The sequence below is a fragment of the Acidicapsa acidisoli genome, from assembly GCF_025685625.1.
In the GTDB taxonomy this organism is placed as follows: Bacteria; Acidobacteriota; Terriglobia; order Terriglobales; family Acidobacteriaceae; genus Acidicapsa; species Acidicapsa acidisoli.
On the sequence record NZ_JAGSYI010000004.1, the window covers coordinates 482599 to 503654 of the forward strand.

Genomic DNA, 21056 nt, shown 5'->3' on the forward strand with positions numbered 1-21056 from the left:
CCAGATGTCGGCTTGTGTTTACAGACCAACGACCTTGTTCAGACCTTCAGTTGGTAACAACAGGCCAAACCGCTCGGGAAGAAATCAATGCGCACGTCTGCGATTCATTTCTCCGGCATTTCCAGAACCCGCCTCACAACCCCAACCCGCCGTCGACGGTCAAAATCTGTCCGGTAATGAAATGCGGTCCTGTTGCAAAAAACAGCACTGCCGCGGCTACATCCTCAGCGCTTCCATTCCGCCCCATGGGTGTCTTCGATGCAAAATGCGCAACTTCTCTGTCGCCTGCAATTTCAATATACCCAGGAGCCACGCAATTCACGCTGACCTCAGGCGCAAAGGCCTTGGCCATTGTCTGCGTCAGCATGTGCAAGGCAGCCTTCGAAGAGCAGTAATGTCCATGAGTCGCCCATGGGTGACTGCCTCCCAGCGAACCCAGGTTCACGATGCGTCCATGCGCGGCCTTCAGATGCGGCAGAGCCTCGCGAGCCGCCAGAAACGGGCCCCGCGCGTTCGTTTCGAAGACTGCATCCCAGCGCTCCAGGCTGATCTCAGCCAGCGACGCAGATTCAAAGATCGCAGCGTTATTCACCAGCAGATCGAGGCCGCCAAACTCTGCCACAGTGGCCAGAATCGCATCCCGAACGCTCGCCTCGCTGCAGACATCCATCTGCAAAGCTATCGAACGGACACCCAACAACTCAATGGCACGGACTGTCTCTGCTGCCTCATCTGCCGAGGCGCGGAAGGTAATCGCGACGTCCATGCCAGAGCGCGCCAAAGTCAGGGCCAGTTCCCTGCCCACACGCTTGGCGCCGCCGGTCACAAGAGCAGTTTTACGGGGGTGAGGACCGGAAACCGACTCAGAAGATGATCCGGAAACCATGCGTCCTCGCAAAGAGAGAATCGAAGCGAAATGTCTTTGAAGAAACTACTTCGGCGTAGCCGCCGAATCCTGCGGTGATGAATCATTCTTGGGAGCATCAGGCGTCGCGTCCTTCGCCGCGCCATCCTTCGCATCTCCATTCTTCGGGTCCTTGGAAGCATCGGGAGCGGTATCCTTCGGAGCATCCGCAGGCTTGTCTGTGCTTGCCGCAGCTCCTTCGCTCTTCTTGTAAATGGAGTACTGAGCAACTGGGCGCTTGAGTTTGACGTCAATCGCCATATTGTCCTTGTCTATCTTGTAGTCATTACCATAGGTCTGGAAGCCATCCGCAATGATCTGCACGCGAACGCTTGAGCCCGTAACCAGCAGATCGATGGTCGTCTTGCCATCTTCGTTGGTCTTCAGCTCCATGTTTCCGTTGTCGTGTCCGTCCATAAGGGGATGAAAGATCACCGCCGCGTCTTCAATCGGCTTGCCGTTCGTAGCCCGAACGACAGTCACAACGACATGCGAGGTCGGCGGTGGCGCTTTGTATTTCCGGCCCCGCTTGGCCGAGTCCGAATCCTGGGCGAAAGCGTGCGTCAAAGCAACGACGCTGATCGCGGCGAGCAAGAAACCGGGCACTACGGTATTTCGAAACGTGCGTAACCTCTGAAACATGACGTTATTGTAGACCTTTCGTGGCTGACCGGGCGAATTGGGACTGGATGAGAGACGGATAAGAAACAGTTTCGATAGGTTGGAACCGGAAGCGAATTGTTAACGCAATATTTATTAGCGAAGAACACTCACATTTCACAATTCCGGCTCTTGACAACCTTTCGACGACTTCCCTACTCTAGCAGTTGGAAGGCGAGAGTGCTAACACCCGGCGATCCGGAGTGCCAAATCACTCCCTGTCCAAGCCCGGACAACTTCAGTCCGCAAACAATTTGATCTTTCTCAATCACGGATTTTCTCAATCATGGATGCGGTCGGGCCCGATCCCTCCCGTATCTCACCTGAATACCTCACTCGAAACACAAGGAGAAGCAACAGTATGGCTACATCATCCGTAGTTACGACCTTCACTCCGCTCCACGATCGCATTCTGGTCCGCCGCGTGGAAGAGGGCGAAACGGTTCGGGGCGGCATCATCATCCCTGACAGCGCCAAGGAAAAGCCCCAGGAAGGCGAAGTCATCTCCGTAGGCAAGGGCAAGTCCAACGACGAAGGCAAGGTTTTCCCCCTTGATGTAAAGGCTGGCGACCGCGTTCTCTTCGGCAAGTACTCCGGCACCGAGATCAAGATCGACGGCGAAGAGTTCCTCATCATGCGCGAAGAAGAAGTCCTCGGAATTCTGAAGAAGTAAATCGATTTGCTCCGTTAGAAGAGTCGGCTGCATTCGTATTTCCTGCCGACCACTAACCACTCATCCCTTAACACTGTTTTTGGAGAATAAGCACAATGGCAAAGCAGATTCTGCACGGAGAAGATTCCCGTCAGGCGATCCTGCGCGGAGTGAACATCCTCGCGGACGCCGTCAAGGTCACCCTCGGTCCCAAGGGCCGCAATGTGGTCATTGAAAAGAAGTTCGGTTCCCCGACCATCACCAAGGACGGCGTTACCGTCGCGAAGGAAATCGAGCTCCAGAACGCCCTGGAGAATGTCGGCGCGCAGCTCGTGAAGGAAGTTGCTTCCAAGACCTCGGACGTTGCCGGTGACGGCACCACGACCGCGACCGTTCTGGCCCAGTCGATCTATCGCGAAGGCGTGAAGACCGTTGCCGCCGGCGCGAACCCGACCGCCCTCAAGCGCGGCATCGACAAGGCTGTCATCGCCGTGATCGGCGCTCGCGACAAGGAAGGCAAGCTCGCCGATGGCGGCGCGCTCGGCAAGATGTCCCAGCCGGTCAACGATGATTCCGTAGCCCAGGTCGGCACCATCTCGGCCAACGGCGACGTGGAAATCGGCGAAATCATCGCCGGCGCCATGAAGACCGTAGGCAAGGACGGCGTGATCACGATCGAAGAGTCGAAAACCATGCAGACCTACCTCGAAACCGTGGAAGGCATGCAGTTTGACCGCGGCTACCTGAGCCCCTACTTCGTTACCGATGCCGACCGCATGGAAGTCAGCCTCGACGACCCATACATCCTGATCTACGAGAAGAAGATCAGCAACATGAAGGATCTGCTGCCTCTGCTGGAGCAGGTTGCCCGCGCCGGCAAGCCCCTGCTGATCATCGCTGAGGACGTCGAAGGCGAAGCCCTCGCGACCCTCGTCGTGAACAAGCTGCGCGGCACCCTGAACGTCGCTGCCGTCAAGGCTCCTGGCTTTGGCGATCGTCGCAAGGCGATGCTGGGCGACATTGCCATCCTCACCGGCGGCAAGGCCATCACCGAAGATCTGGGCATCAAGCTCGAGAACGTCAAGATCGAGGATCTGGGCCGCGCCAAGCACCTCACCATCGACAAGGACAACACCACCATCGTCGATGGAGCCGGGGAAGCTGCCGACATCCAAGGCCGTGTGAAGGAAATTCGCAGCCAGATCGAAAAGACCACGAGCGACTACGATCGCGAGAAGCTGCAGGAGCGGTTGGCCAAGCTGGTTGGCGGCGTTGCCGTCATCAAGGTTGGCGCTGCGACTGAGACCGAGCTGAAGGAAAAGAAGGCTCGCGTTGAAGACGCTCTCCACGCCACCCGCGCTGCCGTCGAAGAAGGCATCGTTGCCGGAGGCGGCGTTGCTCTGGTTCGCTCGACCTCTGCGGTTGACGCTCTGATCAAGACCCTCGAAGGCGATGAGAAGATCGGTGCGCAGATCGTTCGCCGTTCGCTCGAAGAGCCGCTTCGCCAGATCGTCGCAAATGCCGGCGAAGAAGGCGCAGTGGTTGTGGGCAAGATCCACGAGTCGAAGGACGACCACTACGGCTACAACGCGGCCACTGGCCAGTTCGAAGACCTGGTCAAGGCCGGCGTCATCGACCCGACCAAGGTGACCCGCACCGCTCTGCAGAACGCAGCCTCGATCGCAGGCCTGTTGCTGACTACCGAAGCCCTGGTTTCCGAGATTCCGGAGCCCAAGGCAGCGGCACCGGCCGGCGGCGGTCACGGCGGCGGCATGGACGGCATGTACTAACCACCCCAGCGACGAAGACCAGTCGCCGGGGACCCCGGGGACTGGCCGTCCAGGCAAACGCGCCTTCGGCGCAAATGCAAATGACAAAAAGGCCTCCAGCTTCGGCTGGGGGCCTTTTTGTGTGTCTCGCAAATTGTTCCACGTAGAGCATTGCTCGCTGAAGTGTTTTCCACAAATTTGGGTTTGTTGGAAGTGGCTTTTTGTCAGTGAGTTCGCGTTGCGTACAATTACGGGCCTCTGTGCCTTGTTGCAGCGAATGGGGATTTTGCGTGTGGAGCGCGTTTTGTTCTACAGCCAAAGATCCGATGAAACAATCCTCTTAAGGAGATGGTTGGGATGAAGAGTTATACGGAGTACCTGGTGTTTGAGACGAAGCGGCGCAAGGAGATGGTGCACATTACGGACCATGTGGAAGAGGTGGTGCGGCGCAGCGGCATCAGGGATGGTTTGTGCTTTGTTTCGCCGATGCACATTACCGCTGCGATTTATGTGAACGATCTGGAGAGCGGTCTGATCGAGGACATCGGCAAGTGGCTAGAAGAGCTTGCGCCGGAGCGTCCCGGCTACAAACATCATCAGACCGGCGAGGACAACGCGGATGCGCATTTGAAGGCGCTGCTGCTGCACCACGAAACGACATTGCCTGTTACCGACAGCAAGCTCGACCTGGGAACCTGGCAGCGAGTCTTCTATGCGGAGTTTGACGGGCAGCGGCGCAAGCGAGTGATTGTGAAGGTGCTTGGGGTGGAATAAGGGAATGGCGGCTGCGCGCTTCTTCCACGGCGTCGAAACGTTCCGCCAAATAGAAGCGCGCCAGACCCGGTGCCCGCGATACTTCCGAATTCTCCTGTGTCAGGATTCGGTCGCGTGACCAATGAGAACAGGAGCTGCACTGGACTGCGGACGGAGCAGCCAATAGAAGGCGACCAAGTGCGTGATCATCAGCATTGGCACATAGAGAATCGGGATCGCGTATGTGGAACCCAATTGCCCCGCCAGGGCCGGAAGGCCGATCCTGACGGCGTGGTAATAGTCGACAATGAGGTCGACGATTCCAACGAGATTGAAGGCTACGACGAAAAACCAGAAGAGTGGACGTACCCTTACCGCGAGAAGCGCCAATATGGCCAGAATCCCGGTGGCAAAGTCTCCATAGGCGGCGAAGGTGGCGAAGCTAGCGGGCAGGTTGGGGCCGACGACGCCGGGAAGAAGAAAGACGAGACCGAAGAAGCGGAAGCTGTGAACAGTGGCGATGAGTCGTTGAGCTTCCATCGGTTCCATAGACTTGAGCCTGGGCAGAAAATACGCGCGGAAGCAAAGCAGGCACGCGACATAACCTAAAGCGAGATGCAATTGAAAGAGCGTTTGCGGTGACATTTTGACCTCCTGCCTGCATGGGATTATATATATCATCCTATCGATTCAGATTATTTTTTGAAGGACCGGGGCGGACGGATCGCACGCTGAGATGATTGCCAACATCCTATAATGAGCCATGCGTTACAGGCCCGAACATAAAGCCGAAATCCGTCAGAAGATTGTGAAAGACGCGTCGCGGCGTGTTCGCATCGAAGGAATCACTGGCGCTGCTGTTTCCGCCGTGATGCGCGACGCCGGCCTGACCCACGGAGGCTTTTACAAGCATTTCGGAAACAAGGACGAGTTGCTCGTGGAATCACTGCGGGAGGCATTTCAGGAAATAGCCAATCACCTTGCTCACGCCGCCGAGCAGTCCCAACCCGAGACGGCGTGGAAGGCGATCGTGACGACCTATCTGAGTCTGGAATATTGCGAGCACGTCGAGTACGGATGCCCCTTGCCCGCTCTTGCGCCCGAGTTGGCGAGAACCGATGAGGCAATGAAGGCGCAGATCTTTGAGGAACTGAAGAAGTACAGGAGCCGAATGCTTCCGTTTATGCCTGGCCAGCAAACTGCCGACAAAGAGCGCGCATTCTTTTCCATCTTTTCAACGATGGTCGGGGCAATTGAAATCGCTCGGATGCTGCCTGAGCCCGCGATGCGAGAGAAAGTGCTGGCGAGCGCGAGAGACCTTCTCTTGCGGAGCTTTTGATGGTCCCGGTCCAATTGGCAGTGGTACATAGGCCAACGTTCGTACCTGAAGAGCGTTGAATCAAGAAACGCCGTTCTAGTGTTGTGACCTTGATTGTGACAGAACAGTTCGAATGCTTTCGACGACTAGTTCAGGCTGTAGCTTCTGGATGTAATGGCTGCTTTGGGTCGCGGTGATGAGCTTTCCTTCCGGTGAGCGATGCGCCAAATCCTCTTGCATCCCATGCCAAACAGGTTCAATCGGAATCCCGTGTTCCAGAACGATGAGTGGCTTGGTGAAATGCCAGGACAAATGCTGTTCCGGCGGCAAGAAGCCTTGCCAGCTCATCGCTACGTTATTCTTCCAATCCGGATATTCGGAGAGCGCACCTGGTTCGTCCTTTGCGAAGCGCCATATTTGCTCCTCATGCGAGGAATCGACGAGAACTATCCCGGCCACTTCTGAATCGAATCGCTCATCGAACTTCCGAGCATATAGCCCTCCTATGGAATGGCCAACGAGGACATAAGGTTGTGGAACATTGGCCGCACTTAGCAGAGCGGCCAGATCGTCCACAACCTGATCAGCAGACTGAGTCTCTTGAATGACGCGACTTTTGCCCAGGCCGGCTCGATCATAGCTGCACACCCGTGCAAAGGCAGATACTTGCGGCTGGACTTTGTCCCATGTGCTCGTGGTTCCCCCGCCACCGGCCAATAGGATCACGGTCGGGCCAGCAGCATTTCCGCGGCAGTCGAGAAAGAGCTGGTGACCATTTGCGGGAATCAAAGCTTGCCCGAAAAGCGAAATGCAGGTACCGAGTGCGAGCGCAATCAGAAACGCGGTCCTGGGCAGAGGTTTCATCTCCACATGTTAGCGGATGAGAGATGTCTTTGACCTTTAGCGGCGGGTCCGGTGCTATCCGTGAACTGCGTGGAAGGTGGCTCTTTTGGCAAAGGGCCGAATTGGCGTTTGCGAGCTCGGTTTAGCTCGCAATGCTCTGGTAGCAGGCTTGGTATTGCGCTGCTACCAGGCGACGCCTAAGGCATGAAGCCTGAGTTCGTCTGCGGTATTCAACCTATTGGAGCCTGAGATGGCCCAGAATGCGTACGCGACGTCCGCACTCAGCGTGGCGCACCAAGATTCATGACGAATGATGCCATCACAGTACGTACAGGCTGAATCCGCGCTATATCGATTGCTGTGGCCCAACGGTGGTTCGCTTTGGATTGACATTGCATACTCCTACAACATGGGTTGATAGAGAGGAGGAAGATATCTCCGTCGCATTGAGAGGCGACGTATCTTCCAAAAGGCTGGAAGGAGAAAGGCTGTTTTTCTCTTCCCTACCGCCTTATGTATGTATGTGACAGTAACATTCACTGATTTGAGAAACAATTATGTCTTTGTATTAGTTGGGGGTGTTACTGAATAGTACCCATATTTAGGTATAAGCATTCTCTCGGCGGCTAAAGCCGCATGCAAGTGCTGCATTTAAGGCGCGGCTAAAGCGTTGCCCTTTCAAAACAAAGGCAAATTAGACAAAGGCAAATCAGGACACTACCTGTTACTGAATTTCGCTTGCTTTCACTCGTTGAAGGTGTAATTCCAGATCGAACAAACCCCGCATACGCAAACGACTCGGCGGCCTTGAGTGAATCATACCGCCGAGTCGTTGGATGGATTGCGATTGACTTAGAACTTCAGGCGTACAGACATCTGAATCTGGCGGATGTTGTACGCGAAGTTGCTGTTGTCCGTGCTGGTGATCGCATTGAATGGAGTGGCCGTATACGGAACAAGAGTGTTGGTGAAATTGGTCTTGTCCTGGGCCACGGTGTAGGCGTTTGTTCCAAGGCCGGTCACGTTCTGATGGTTGGCGAGGTTGAAGGCTTCAGCGAAGAACTCCAGGCTGTAGCGCTCACGCACCACGATCTGCTTGGAGGCACGAAGATCGAGAACCCACGTGCTGGGCATCTGGAATTCGTTGCGATCGACGCCAGGAACGCGATTCGAACCGCCGGAACCGTTGAAGGAGACGGTGCTGATGATTGCCTCGGAGGTTGGCGAGCCCGGCGTGGTGTATAGCTTGGACGACGATCCGCTGATGCCCATCGAGTAGGGCAGGCCGTTTTGAGCCTGGAAGTCAGGAGCGAGTTCGTAATTGTTCAAGAGGTAGCCGAGCGGTCCATGGACGTGCCACGGCGAGGTTCCGACCATGTAGAGGACGAACCGGTTGGGTACGTTCTGGTTGGATTTGCCATAGTCAAGCTTGATGTTGGAGGGGTCGAGGAGCGCGGTGGCGCTGGCTCCCGTGGTGTTGTTTTCGCCGTAGTCCATCGCTTTGGACCAGGTGTAGTTGGCATTGACTGAGACGTGGTGAGACATCTCATGACGGAAGCTGGCGACGAGTGCTTCGTAGTTTGAGGTAACACCGCTGAAGATGTCGGTGATCGAGCTGAAGTTCGGGTTGGGACGGTGGTTGGCGCTGGTGGTATCAAAATACGCATTCGCAGTGAATGTGTATTGATTCGCCAGCGGACCGATTCCGGTGGGGTCCGCCACGGTGAAGGTGACGGGAGTCGGAGCGGGCAGGTTTGTATCGACAAAATCGGGCAGACGACGGCCCCAGGAGCCGAGCCAGGAGATGCTGAAGACATCGTTTGAGGACAACTGCTGCTCGATGGTGAGGTCAGCCTGGTGAATCTCCGGCACCTTGAAGTTGGGATCTAGGTAGTACGCCGTGTTGTTTCCGCTGGCGGAGCCAAGGCAGTTGGCGTAGTTGGCGGCGGGAACGATCTGCGGGAACATCGGAGCGCAGGTTGTTCCGGGATTGATGTTGGGGTTGGTCTGGCTGCCGCTAGCGCCGGTTCCGATCATTGCCTGATAGACCGTCGAGTTGATGGCGCGGGCAAAGAACTCGCCGTAGCCGCCGCGCAGGATGGTTTTGCCGCCGCCGAAGATGTCATAGGCGAAGCCGACGCGAGGACCGATGTTGGCTGCGTAATCAGGCAGCGATGCGGTCTGCTGCAACATCGGGTTGGCAAGCTGCTGGCCGGGCAGTTGCTCGAACTCCCAACGCAGACCGTAGGTAAGGCTGAGGCGCGGGCTGAACTTCCACTCGTCCTGCGCGAAGAGAGCGTAGTCGCCGGTGTTGAAATCGAGGCCGGCGTCTCCTGCACCCTGGTTGAAGTAGGTGTAGTTTTCCGCCATCTTGCCGGCGGTGGGATTCTGCGACAGGTAGAGATCGGCGAAGTAATCGCCGAGTGGGGCGGCACCGCTGTAGGTAAAGCCGCCGTATTGGTTGTACAGGTTGGAGATGTTGTCGTTGGTGTGGATGTAGTCTTCGCCGAATTTGAAGTCGTGGTTGCCGTGAACATATTCGACGGTATCGGAAAGCTGCCAGCGACGCTCATCGGGCAACGCTGCGCGGTTCAGGAACTGGGGCGTTCCGAACTGGAAGAAGCCGGTGAGGTAAACGTTGGGCGGAAGGCCCAGCGGATTGGTGTAGTTGGCGGACTTGACGAGGTTGTTCTCTTCATACGAGGTGGGCGTCTGGTTGAACTCGTATTCGAAATCGCGACCGTACATGTAGCGGACTTCGTTGCTGATGTTGGAGGTGATGAAAGTATCGAGCTTGCCTACGATCCAGTTATCGCGGACATAGTCGTTGCCGAAGCTGGCCATGCCATAGGCAACGGCGGGGCTGGTCTGGATTCCGGCGGGCGAGGCCCAGCGCATCTGATTGGCTTCGATGGAGACGTGGTTTTTCTGGTTGACCTGCCAGTCGATCTTGGGAAAGTAGATCGTCTGATCGCCGGTGCGCGGCACGGTGCCGAGCATGGTCGTCAAGCCTGAGATTCCGTTCGCGTAGTAGTTCGCCGCGGCGGTTGAGGACATGCCAGTAAGCGAGGAGAGCGCTGCTATCTGGGTGGCGGCGTAGCTGCCGTTGGTGTTGTAGAAGTTCGAGTTTGCGGCGATTCCGGTGATAGTCGCGGCGGCTGGGAAATCGTGGTAAAACTTATCCGCTGCAACGAAGAAGAAGAGCTTGTCCTTGATGATCGGTCCGCCTACCCCGAAGCCGAATTGACGGCGCAGATCAGTGGGCTTGAAGGACTCTGTCGTGTAGGTGTTGGGGCCGGTCTCCACGGGATGCGTCACATAGCCGTTGGTGGCTGCCCAGGCGCTGTCGCGGTCGTAGTAGTAGCCTTCGCCATGGAACTGGTTTGTGCCGCTCTTGGTGATGGAATTGACGATGCCGCCTGCCGAGCGGCCGTATTCCACTGAGTAGTTCGAGGTGTTGACCTGGAACTCCTGCACGGCGGCCTTGATCGTCGAATAGCCTGCGCGGGTGCGTCCACGCTCTTCGGAAAAGTAAGCCTGGTTGTCGTCTGTGCCATCGATGGTCACGTTGTTCAACAGCGTGCTCTGGCCGCGAAAGCTGAGGAGACCATAGCCATTCGAATCGTTGACCACGCCTGGGGTGAGCAGCGCGAACGCGGACCAGCGGTAGTTGTTCTCAGGCAGGTCATGAAGCGTGTCCTGAGGAATCACTCCGGCAAAGTCGGGCGAAGTGGTGTTGATGAGCGGCGCTGCTCCGCTGACCTCGACGCTCTGCGCGGAGTTGCCTACCTTGAGCACAGCTTGCACGTCGGTCAGCACACCCACCTGCACAGTCATGTTGACAGACTTGAAGGTGTCAAAGCCCTGAGCCGTGACGGTGACATCGTAGGCGCCGGGCTGGAGGTGGATCACGCGGAAATAACCTGATCCGTCGGTGACGGCGTTCTGCTCGGCATTCGTGCCTTCGTTGTGGACGGCGATGGCAGCGCCGGAGACGACGGCGCCTGAGCTATCCAACACCGTTCCGCCGATTGCTCCGTCTACAGCGGTCTGAGCCTGAACCAAAGGACAAAGCGCAAGTATCAACGCAAAACAAGCGGCAACGTGCATCCGCCTGAATCGAAAACTATGTGACATGAGAGCCTCCAACTTGAAGATTTGTGTTTGGTGCGATTCTGCCGCTGCGTCAACGAGCCAACGGGCGTTCGCATGTAAGATTTGCGATGAGCTTCCAGGCTGACACGCCTTTCATTCCGGTTCCGGCAGTGCGGAATCGAAATGGCGAACCTGGTGTAAGAAAAGATGATTCAGAGGAATGGTTACTGCTTCGCATGTACCTTTGGGTTCCCATATTTGAGGCTTTGCTGGGAAGTGGCGAATGCGGAAAAAATTCTACCGACGGCAAGCTTGCGCAAACCGAACCCGATACGATATTTGCTACTAATTGTCGTCAACGTCTCCCCAGAAAAGCAGTATTAAGAACCAGTTGAAACGATCTTGCACTCAGGCGCTCTGGTGGCGCTGAGGTATAGGATGCGTCTCATGTGTCACTTGCTTCGCGAAAGGCGGCCGAAGAAATGTGAATATTTGTTAACATTTCTGGGCTAGCACAACCTGGCGGATAAGCAGAAGTCCAGCCCACAAAGAACCGGGCTGGACTCTGTTTGGTTGAGATTGCCGGAAGAGTTAGTACGTAATGTGCAATCCCATGGTGATGATACGGGCGCTGCCAATGGTTCCGGTTACGGAACCGAAATTAGTGTTCGAGACTACAGTGCTTGGTCCTGAGCCGGTCTGTTGCGGCAGAACGTAGAGTTGGCTGCGAATGCTGTTGACCGAGGAACTCGTGGCGGCAGTGACCTGGCCGTAGTTTGCTGTGCTACCGACAAATGCCTGTCCAATCTGCGCCGAGTCCTGCGGAATATCCAGGCTGGTCGTATTGGTGAGGTTAAAGACGTTGAATTCATATTGCGCGGAGAGGTTTTCCCAGATATGGAAGGTCTTGCGCAGAGAGATATCGGCGCGTTTCTGGGCAGCCTGACGGAAGATATTGCGTTGATTTCCTGGAGCGTAGTCGGTTTCGTATCCGTCGCAGGGTTCGCTTGAAGTGCACGGCGGAATGCCGTCTTGCCCCGGATTGAGATAGTTGATGGCGAGCTGACTTGGGTCGATTGTGGGGATGTAGTTGAGACCTGAGCGGCCAGCGCCTGAGTGCCCAGTCAGGGCTGCATGCGGATTGCCGGGATTTTTGATGCCGAGGACAGGATTAAGCAGGTTGGGGAAATTGCCGTAGTAGATACTGGCGACCGCCCCATAGAACTCATACAAGCTGTACGGTTCTCCGCTCTGCAGGATGACAATGCCGGACAGCGTCCAGCCATTCGTTGCGTAGGAGAGCAGCGAGTGATCCTTAGCCACGTTCGGGACCGCGGCGAGGAAGTTGGCGCTGAACACGTTCGTCCGGTCAAAGTCAGACGAGGCGTAGGAACTACGGATGTTGTTCGGGTTGCTTCCGGTGAAGAACAGGCCGATGTCGCTCTGCTCGTCGAGCGAGTGACTCCACGTATAACTGACACCTGCCTGTAAGCCGTGCGAGATCCGCTTTTCGAGATGAGTTTCCAGGGCGTCATACGCCGAGTTTCCTTCGGCCTTGAAGAGCGCTGCACTGGGGCTATAGCCGACGTAGGGCGTGCGGAAATCGGTGTTACCGCCGTCAAGAGTATCCCAGGGCTCGGTAGATATCGCTGGAAGATCGCCGTAACTGTCGACAGGCGGCGCCGAGGCGTTCAGAACCTCGTAGCCGTAGCTGTACTGTTCTCCGTTGACCGGCGACGAAGGAGTGGCGATCTGCGGCTGGTTGAACGGAATTGGCATGACGCCATGGAAACCGCGGTTGCCGGTGTAACCCAGTGAGACAGAAAGATCGTTCAAGGGTTGCCATTGGAACTTGAGGTTGTAATTGGTCGAGTAGGGAAGCTTGTTGTCGCGAGCATAGGCGCCGAAGTAAAAGGGCGAAACGCAGCCACTGCCAAAGGTTGCTTGATTGTTGACCGCACCGCAGTTGGCAAGGTTGCCCTGCAAAATCGTCTGCAACTGGGTGTTGAAAAAGGCGGGATTTGCGTTCGGCGGGAGGACGGTTACGGAGCCCAGTGGATTCTCCAACGTTCCATTGCCGGAGTAGGCCGCAGCCAGAGGCGGCGCTTCCGTCGCGCCAAAAGGACCTCCGATGCCGCCGCCCGCAGGCTGGGAGAGATAGTTGAACAACTCGCCGCGATCATAATAGACGCCGGCGCCTCCAGAGATAACGACTCTTCCGCCATTCATCTTCGGAGACCATGCGAAGCCGACCCGAGGGGATATGCCCCACTGTCTGCCCGTTTGCGTCGAATCGCTGACACCTTTGGTGGGATAGTATTTGTTGTTGCCAGCGACCACGAAGCCCGCGTTGTTCACGGTAAAGCCGGTGCTTGTGCCGGTCGCGCTGGAGCCGCTGGTGACAGTGCTGCCAGAGACGTTATAGAGCGAGGGATCGAAGTTGAAGATGTTTCCGTATTTCTCCGTAAACGCACCGTGATAGTCGTAGCGAACGCCGGCGGTGATACTCAGATTGCTCAGGACCTGATACTTGTCCTGCACATACCCGGAAGCCTCGTTGGAGCGGTAATAGCGGTTGGAGAGGTTCTGGCCTTGAGCGCTGATGCTGTCCAGCACACTTGAACTGTGCACCACGCCGGAGAGAAATTGGGGGAAATTTGAAAAGGTCACCGATCCCAGCCCGGTGCGAAGGTTGCGGATATTCAACTGCGTGTAGCTATCGCCTCCGCCGGCAACCAGCGTGTGCTTGCCGATAGCGAAGATGACGTTGCTGGATGGGTTGAGACGGTTCTGGAAATAACCGTCATTGATAAAGTCACTGGCTGGACCGGCAGTAATCGAGCTGTTCTTGTTCTTGTAGGCAAAATCGTCAAAGGTCATGCCCGGCAAACCGGTTGCATTGGGAAAGTTGATGCCAAAGGTGGGTCCACCACTGCCAGAGTCAGTGACCTGCTGCTGGAAGTTGCTGTAGACCTTGATGCGCGCGAAGCCAAGGCGCTGTTCCCAGTTGATGCGCGGGCCGATGGCGATTGTGTTGCTGATAGCCGCCACTTGAGAGCCTGAATCTTCGTTTTCAGGAAAGCCGCCAGTCTTGGATGCCGTGTACGGAGCGGAATACGGATCGTGCTGGTAGTAGTACTTCAGGGAAACATGATCCGTCGCAGTCGCGTTGTAGTCGATCGCCGCGGTGGCTTGCTGTGCATTGAAGAGCGTAGTGCCGATCAGTGTTACGTTCGGTAAATTACCAGTAACAAGCGCCGGATCGTTGTTCTGAACGGAAGGAATCATGTACTGACCATTAGGCAGCTTTGCGTTGAGCAATGCCATCGCGATGGGATCGATATTGTAGCTGGAAACCGTTGCGGCTCCGCTCGCCGTGTAATACGAGTTCAGCGCATTCAGGATACCTGCGGAGGAGCGGTCGTCGGTCAGTCCGTAGGGCACGTCAAATTGCGAAAGGCCGGTGGACTGATCCGAGGTATGCAGGTTCTGATAAGCGCCGAAGAAGAAGAGCTTATCTTTCCAGAGTGGACCGCCAACGGTGCCGCCGATCGTGTCCCGGTGAAGCTCGGGATTTACGAGCGCATTCGGGAGCGTGCCCTGGATATTTGCCAGTTTGAAGAAAAACGGCGCGGCGTTGAAGACATTGGTTGCGCGGGTCCCGAAAGCCGAGCCATGCCACTTGTTGGAACCAGTGCGCGTGTTGGCGTCAATCTGGGCACCGCTGGTGGCTCCCTGCTGGGCGTCGTACATGGAAGTGTTGACGCGTAGTTCCTGGAGGAAGTCCGGCGGCGGCGAGGGCATGCCGTTGCCGTTGGAGCCATATACCGAGGTGCCGTTTTGAATGGACCCGGCCGTGTTGCTGCCCTCGCCGATGTTGAAGTTATAGCGCTGCGAAGTATCCTGGCTGGAGCTCTTGCCATTAAATAAGTTGGTGACGTCTACACCATTCACCTGGAAGGTATTCGACGTGTCGCGCTGGCCGTTGGCCCAGATGGGCTGGTTGCCCAAGCCCGCATTGGTACCGACGCCGCTCAGCAACTCGGCGTTGACGCCGGGAGCGAGAACTGCCAACTGGGTAAAGCTGCCAGTTGCGAGTGGGGTCTCCTCAATTTCTGCTGCATCCAGTGTGTAGCCGTTCGTCGCATCCGTTGCGTTGAGCAGCGGATTTGCGGTCACTTCCACCGACTCGGAGACTTTACCCACCTTGAGGGTACCGTTCACTGTCGTGGCGTGGGCTTCCTGCACCGTAACGCCGGACAGGTCGGTGGTGTCGAATCCGTCGTGGGTGATTGTCACCTTGTAGGTGCCGATGGGCAGATTGAATATCTGAAAGAACCCGTTCGCCTGAGACCTGGCCGTGCGTGTCAGATCGATCTGGCTATTGGTCACCGAGATTGTTGCGTCTGGAACGGACGCACCGGACGTGTCCAAAACTGTTCCGTTGATTGATCCAAGGGTCTGCTGGGCAAAGGCGGGCGCAAGGCTAACTAAAAGGGTGACGAGCGCAAACAGGCTGCCGGCGACGCTGCGCCTCCAGTAAGTTATGGTCATAGTCTCCTCAAAAGTGCTTTTTCAAGAATGAGTTGGAGTGATCTTAACGGGAAGGTGCTCTGCCTACCCGTCTTATAGAATGCTCTCCGGTGATGCGGCGCACTATTAATAGAAAACGACGATGGTGTGAATATTTATTAACACAGGAATGCTTCCGTACAATAATGAATCTATTGTCAATACACTAAAAGCGGTGGAAAAGTGGGGCGAAATCCAGACAGCGCTTGTCGCGCCGTGGAACGGATTTGCCCCGAACTGCGGGAGTTACTCTCCAGTTCCCTTACCCAGCCGTATGCGCACGCCTGTGCGGAAAGTGAACGGCAGGCTCGGATAGCCGATAGGCGCGATGTGCTGGCTGCTGGTCAGATTCTCGGTCTGACCATAGATCGCCATTCGCGATGACCAGTGGAAAGTCCCGCCGAGACTGATGTTGGCGTAGCCGTGGTCGAGATTGCGATTGGGCAAGAGCAGCGAGTTGCCGCCGGAGAGATCCTGGTATTCGAGAAAGGTCGAGTCATCGCTGCGGCTGGCGAAGCTGCCGGTCGAAACCACGGTCCAGCGCTTGCCCGCGTAGCTGGCTGAGACGAAGCCGGTGTGGGGAGGGATGCGAAACGGCCGCGCTCCTTTTAGCGGCGACAGGGCTCCGACTGCGATGCCGTTGTATGTGGGTGCGTAGCCGCCGGTGAGGGCTTCGTTGTCGCTGTCGAAAGAGCGCTGGACCACCCCTTCCAGCCAGGTGTAGCCGCCGCGCAGAAAGATCTTGCTTCCTATACCGCTTTCGACATTTGTCTCGATTCCCTGCGCGCGATAGGCTTCGGAGTTGACCGAGAGAGGATAGTCGTCGGTGTAGTAGTAACCGAGTGCGGTCTCGAGCTGCTGCTGCTGCGTTGACGTTAACCCCGGTATCAAATTGGGCAGAACCAATCCTCCGACACCTTCTATTTGCTTACCAAACTCGTTGTGGAAATAGGTGGCGCGGAAGGTTACGCGGTCCGAGAGGAAGTCCTGCTCGACACCTCCCTCATAAGTGCGGGTGGTAGGCGCGGCCAGCGGCGAAATATGCAGCTCCTGCGCGACGGACGCATAGCCGTTGGTGACGAGGAACTGGTAGAGCGAGCCGAACTGATCGGTGAGGGCCGGTTCGCGAACAGCGTCGCCGAAGTTGGTCAGAATCTTGGTGCCGCTGAAGATGTTGTGGCGCGGCATGACTGCGTAATACGAGAGGCTTGCGCGCGGCGAGGTTTGCGTGCCGAAGAGGGAGTAGTGTTCCAGGCTGCCGCCGAGTGTGTAGAAGGCGCGTCCCTTGTAGTCGCCATGGACTGAGGCCACGTAGTCGTAGTTGGTCCGCTCGGTGGTTTCATAGGTGGCGAAGGTCGGAATGTTTTCGAGGCCGCGCTCATCTTCGTAGTGAAAGCCGATGAGCCCGATGAAGTGCGGAGTAAAACGGTAGTCCCCCTGATACACGAGCTGATCGCGGTTGGAGACGAATTGTTCATTGAATGGATATTGTTCCGGATAGTCGAGCATGGCGCGGCCGGAGGCGGTGTAGCCGTTGGCTCCCGTGAAAGTGACGGAATTCCCGAAATACGCATAGGAAGGCCCGAACGTGGGGCTGTTTGCGTATTCGATGAGTTGGCCGGAGGGCTGCCAGAGATTGTATTGCTCGCGCTTGCGGGCGAGGCCATAGCGGAGGGAGTTGTGGAAGTCGCCTGTAGTCTGGTTATCGATCGTGCCGCTCACGATAAGATCCTGGTCCTTCTGCGTGGCGTCGTCGGCAACGTGATAGAAGTCCCATGCGTTGGGAACCCCGGTCGCATCGGAGCCGTAGTGGACTGTTCCACGAACCTGGGTACTGCCCAGAGGCTGCCAGCCTAGGTTGCCCGATCCGGTCGCCACATGAAACTCGTCGTTGGGCAGTGCGTTGGAGGTCTGCAACCAGGAAAGTCCGGTGAGGTAATCGATCTTCTTCTGGGAGCCAGAGACCTCGCCGTGTTCGCGCGAGGAGTTGAAGTTGCCTACATCGCTGTCCATGTGCAGGACGGGGGAAGCACCGGTTCCCTTCGGCGTGGTAAAGGCGACGACTCCGCTGGCGGCATCCGCTCCGTAGAGGCTTGAATTGGGCCCGCGATAGACCTCGACGCTGTCGATGCCGGTGGTGCTGAGGGGGCCGAAATCGAAACGCCCGCCGAGATCGCCAATGCTTACGCCATCGAGCAGAACCTTGTTCGCATCCGATGGGCCGCCGCGGATGAACAGAGACGCTTGCGAGCCCGTCTGGCCGATCTGCGTGGAGACGGTGCCTGGCATGAGGCGCAACGCATCTGTGAAGTTGGTGCGCAGGGCCAGGTCGAGCGAGCCAAGAACCGTGGTGGCTGCGCTGGTCTGCTGCTGCGGCACTGGCGTTCCGGTTGCGGTGACAACAATCGCCTGGTGGACCCACTCCGGCTCCAGCACGAGATTTTTCTCGATGTTGTCGTTCATCCCGGCGTAGAAAGCCGCGGGTTGAACCTGGCGAAAGCCCTGAGCGGTAATCGTGAGCGAGAATCGTCCGCTCCTGCCGGTAACAAACTCAAAGCTTCCATCTGCAGTCGAAACGGTCTTGGCCAAGTAACTGGCCCCATTGATAAGCACCACTGTTGCGCCTGTTACCGTTGCTCCGCTGGTGTCAGTGACCGTGCCGCGAATAACACCGGCATGCAAGATTATGGGAGCGAGAAGAAGAAAAGCAGCGCAGAAAATCCGCGTGAGCGCCGCGAAACGATCTTTCGAAATGGACATCAAAATCCTCCGTTCCCCTCGGAACGTAAGCAGGTGATTGGCACCGTAGGACCGGTATCCTGACTTGCGCATTTCCGAACCGCCTTCCCAGGCGTCTCCTTGATGGAGAAACCCAGTGGCACTTGGCCGGATTTCCGCGAGAGCTCTCATGAACGACGAATGAGCCCGCGGGTGCGCTCACAGTTGCGGGGCAGTGGCGGATTTTCACCGCCTTCCCGAACATCCTGGTGAGTCTCCGTGATCGGTGGCGCGCGCATCTGTCGAAAAACTCTACGACGCAACACGCAGGACAGGCAGTAGAATCTGGTGACCATGGCAGGATTGGAAGCTGCGAGCTTCGGTTCAGGAAACCGCGCAAGGGCACATTGCAGAGTGTAGCACCCGCTTGTATTACCGAGCAATCTATTGTCGAATCAACGGCTTAGGATCTGATCCCCGCCGCCCGGGCGAGAATCTTTCGCGGACAACAATTTCTGCTTGACAGTCTATTGCCGTTCCCATAAGGTTTCGGCCCAACAGAATGTTCCTGTAACCGTCCTCTCCCAAAACTCACGCTTCGACGCGATCTGTTGATGCGCCGTCCCATCAGGCACGGCTCTCGGTCCCGAATGACAATCTGGAGGTCACAATGGCATGTAATCCAAGAAAGCTTTGCGCTGCATTCGCAGTGCTTGCGCTGTCCCTGAACCTGTCAGCGACAGTCTATGCGGCGGTTGAAAATGGTTTTTCCGCGATTCCCGGTAGTATCAAACCCACGACGGACACCGTCATGGGCGAGTTCACCAGTTCGCGGATGACAGTTGAGGTTGTCCTTAGACCCCGCAACGAGTCAGAGCTATCCGATCTTTTAGAGAGTGTCTACGACTTGAATAGCAAGAGCTACCAACACTGGCTCGGACAGGGAGAGTTCTACTCACGTTTTGCCCCAAGCAATGCACAGGTGGCCGCAATCACCAACTATCTGCGGGAAAGTGGCCTGGACGTGGAAACATCTTCGTCTCCTTTTCTGGTGCGGGTGAGTGGACCGAGCAGCATGGTGGAAGCGACATTCAAGACCAGCCTGCGCAACTACCGCAATCCGAGAGGAGTCATCTATTACTCAAATGCTTCCGAGGTTCAACTGCCGGCAAGCCTGGCCTCCGGAGTTCTCGGAGTCGTGGGCCTTTCGAATACGGTGCGCGCGCAGTCCATGGCGGTACGCGCGCAGAAGCACACAATGCCCGCCACTCCAAGCTGTGAAGCTCCCTATCCAACCACGGCTCAGTTATACAACGCAGTCGACAATGGCGTAGGGTTTCCGTTCGGTTACGGCGGTGGCCCGGGATGCAATGGTCTGACGCCGTCGCAGGTCAATTCGATCTATGGCGCACCGGAGCTGGGACCGAGAGGTAAGGGGGCTGGCGCTAATCTTGCTGTCTTTGAGCTATCCGCCTACCAGCAGTCCGACATAAACACCTGGGCAGAATACTTCTATGGCACGGATTACAAGGCTCCGCTGAAAGACATCCTCGTTGACGGAGGCCCGCTCAGTCCCGTCTGCCCTACTGGCGATGAGTGCCCGCCGCAATTCAACGGCTATTCCGGAGACATTGAGGTCGACGCCGACATCGAAATGCAACTCGCGGTCGCACCAAACGCAAAACATCTCCTAGTCTACGAGGCTCCGAATGATTTCACGGGGCAGACTGAGCTGGATGAGTACACAAAGATCGCACAGGATGACATCGCTGACGTAATCAGCTCCAGCTGGGCCGTATGTGAAAATGACGCCGGTGCTGCAACCGTCCAGGCGGAGAATCTGATCTTCGAACAGATGGCTCTTCAGGGACAGAGCATGTTCGGCGCGGAGGGCGACACTGGAGCTTTCTCTTGCATCAGGAGCGATGGAACAACCATCGTCAACGTCCTTGACCCTCCTGCCCAGCCGTGGGTAACGAGCGTTGGCGGTACCTCCTTCGAATCATTCAATCCGGACGCGAACCCGGATCCAAAGTACCCTAAGGGCGTGGAGTCCGTGTGGAACGTCGACAACCTTTGTAACGAGAGTGCAAACGAAGGTGGCTTACCAGGCTTCTTCTGGTGCAGCGCAACGGGCGCGGGTGGCGGTGGAAACAGCCAATTCTGGGGTCGGCCTGCCTACCAGTTTGGACCCGGGGTCAATAACTCGTTCACGACATACGGAAATGGAACGACTCAGTGCTCGCTGGCTGCAAAAGGAAAACCGTGCCGAGAGACTCCGGACATCTCAGCCAATGCCGACGCTTACACTCCTTACGCTGAATACTGCACTGGAAACGCCAGCACGCCCTTCAGCGCATGCGGCGGCTTCAGCGGAGAACAAACACCTCCTGGCTGGTTCGGCATCGGCGGCACCAGCCTGTCGTCACCACTCTGGTCGGCGATCATTGCTGACCACGACGGCCTTTGGCGCGGCCGGATCGGCAACGCGAACCCGCTTCTCTACCTGCTGTATAGCATCGATGCCAAGGGTTATTTCAACGACATTACCGGAAAGGGTCAGACGACCAACAACAACGGTTTATTCCCGACCACTCCCGGATATGACCTATCCACCGGTATCGGAACGCCAAAGATGGGAGCGTTGATTACCCTTTTCCCAGAGCCATAGCAGGTTGCCGGAGTTCACCAACAATGGGTCACGCATGCAAAGTGGGTGGCCCAAAGCATTTTAGGAAAGGTGTAGATCGAACAGCAAATGCTCGCGTGGCC

General features: G+C 56.7%; 12 protein-coding genes and 1 riboswitch. Of the genes, 5 read left to right on the plus strand and 7 right to left on the minus strand.

The features are described 5' to 3' along the window. Positions 1–133: 133 nt before the first annotated feature. Complete coding sequence (locus tag OHL23_RS23985) at positions 134–886, minus strand: SDR family NAD(P)-dependent oxidoreductase (protein WP_263354564.1); 753 nt, start codon at positions 884–886, stop codon at positions 134–136. Positions 887–931: 45 nt separating this feature from the next. After that, positions 932–1510: a carboxypeptidase-like regulatory domain-containing protein gene (locus tag OHL23_RS23990; protein ID WP_263354565.1), complete on the minus strand. Its 579-nt coding sequence runs from the start codon at positions 1508–1510 to the stop codon at positions 932–934. 415 nt (positions 1511–1925) lie between these two features. Between OHL23_RS23990 and OHL23_RS23995 the strand changes: the two genes are divergently transcribed. The 3 genes from OHL23_RS23995 (at position 1926) to OHL23_RS24005 (ending at position 4759) form a co-directional block, all read left to right on the plus strand. Continuing rightward, a complete protein-coding gene (locus tag OHL23_RS23995; RefSeq protein WP_263354566.1) occupies positions 1926–2237 on the plus strand; it encodes a co-chaperone GroES in 312 nt (103 codons plus the stop codon). Between the two features lie 95 nt (positions 2238–2332). Next, on the plus strand, positions 2333–4006 hold the full coding sequence (gene groL / locus OHL23_RS24000) for a chaperonin GroEL (RefSeq protein WP_263354567.1): 1674 nt from the start codon (positions 2333–2335) through the stop codon (positions 4004–4006). A gap of 336 nt (positions 4007–4342) precedes the next feature. Beyond that, complete coding sequence (locus OHL23_RS24005; RefSeq protein WP_263354568.1) at positions 4343–4759, plus strand: secondary thiamine-phosphate synthase enzyme YjbQ; 417 nt, start codon at positions 4343–4345, stop codon at positions 4757–4759. Positions 4760–4858: 99 nt separating this feature from the next. Here OHL23_RS24005 and OHL23_RS24010 read toward each other — a convergent pair whose 3' ends face one another. Next, positions 4859–5383: a hypothetical protein gene (locus tag OHL23_RS24010; protein WP_263354569.1), complete on the minus strand. Its 525-nt coding sequence runs from the start codon at positions 5381–5383 to the stop codon at positions 4859–4861. A 118-nt stretch (positions 5384–5501) separates the two neighbouring features. Between OHL23_RS24010 and OHL23_RS24015 the strand changes: the two genes are divergently transcribed. After that, positions 5502–6077 carry a TetR/AcrR family transcriptional regulator gene (locus OHL23_RS24015; protein ID WP_263354570.1) on the plus strand — a complete coding sequence of 192 codons (576 nt, stop codon included), beginning with the start codon at positions 5502–5504 and terminating at the stop codon, positions 6075–6077. 75 nt (positions 6078–6152) lie between these two features. Here OHL23_RS24015 and OHL23_RS24020 read toward each other — a convergent pair whose 3' ends face one another. The 4 genes from OHL23_RS24020 to OHL23_RS24035 form a co-directional block, all read right to left on the minus strand. Continuing rightward, entirely contained in the window at positions 6153–6920 is a 768-nt protein-coding gene (locus tag OHL23_RS24020; protein ID WP_263354571.1) for an alpha/beta fold hydrolase, read from the minus strand. Positions 6921–7751: 831 nt separating this feature from the next. Further along, positions 7752–11036 (minus strand): TonB-dependent receptor, encoded by a 3285-nt coding sequence (locus OHL23_RS24025; protein WP_263354572.1) that lies wholly within the window; start codon positions 11034–11036, stop codon positions 7752–7754. A gap of 549 nt (positions 11037–11585) precedes the next feature. Further along, positions 11586–15548, minus strand: coding sequence for a TonB-dependent receptor (locus OHL23_RS24030; protein WP_263354573.1), 3963 nt, complete (start codon positions 15546–15548; stop codon positions 11586–11588). Positions 15549–15812: 264 nt separating this feature from the next. Continuing rightward, entirely contained in the window at positions 15813–18326 is a 2514-nt protein-coding gene (locus OHL23_RS24035; RefSeq protein ID WP_263354574.1) for a TonB-dependent receptor, read from the minus strand. Between the two features lie 32 nt (positions 18327–18358). After that, a riboswitch (cobalamin riboswitch) is annotated at positions 18359–18568 on the minus strand. A gap of 386 nt (positions 18569–18954) precedes the next feature. On the opposite strand from OHL23_RS24035, the gene OHL23_RS24040 reads away from it, so the two are divergent. After that, a complete protein-coding gene (locus tag OHL23_RS24040) occupies positions 18955–20955 on the plus strand; it encodes a S53 family peptidase (RefSeq protein ID WP_263354575.1) in 2001 nt (666 codons plus the stop codon). Positions 20956–21056 lie beyond the last annotated feature (101 nt).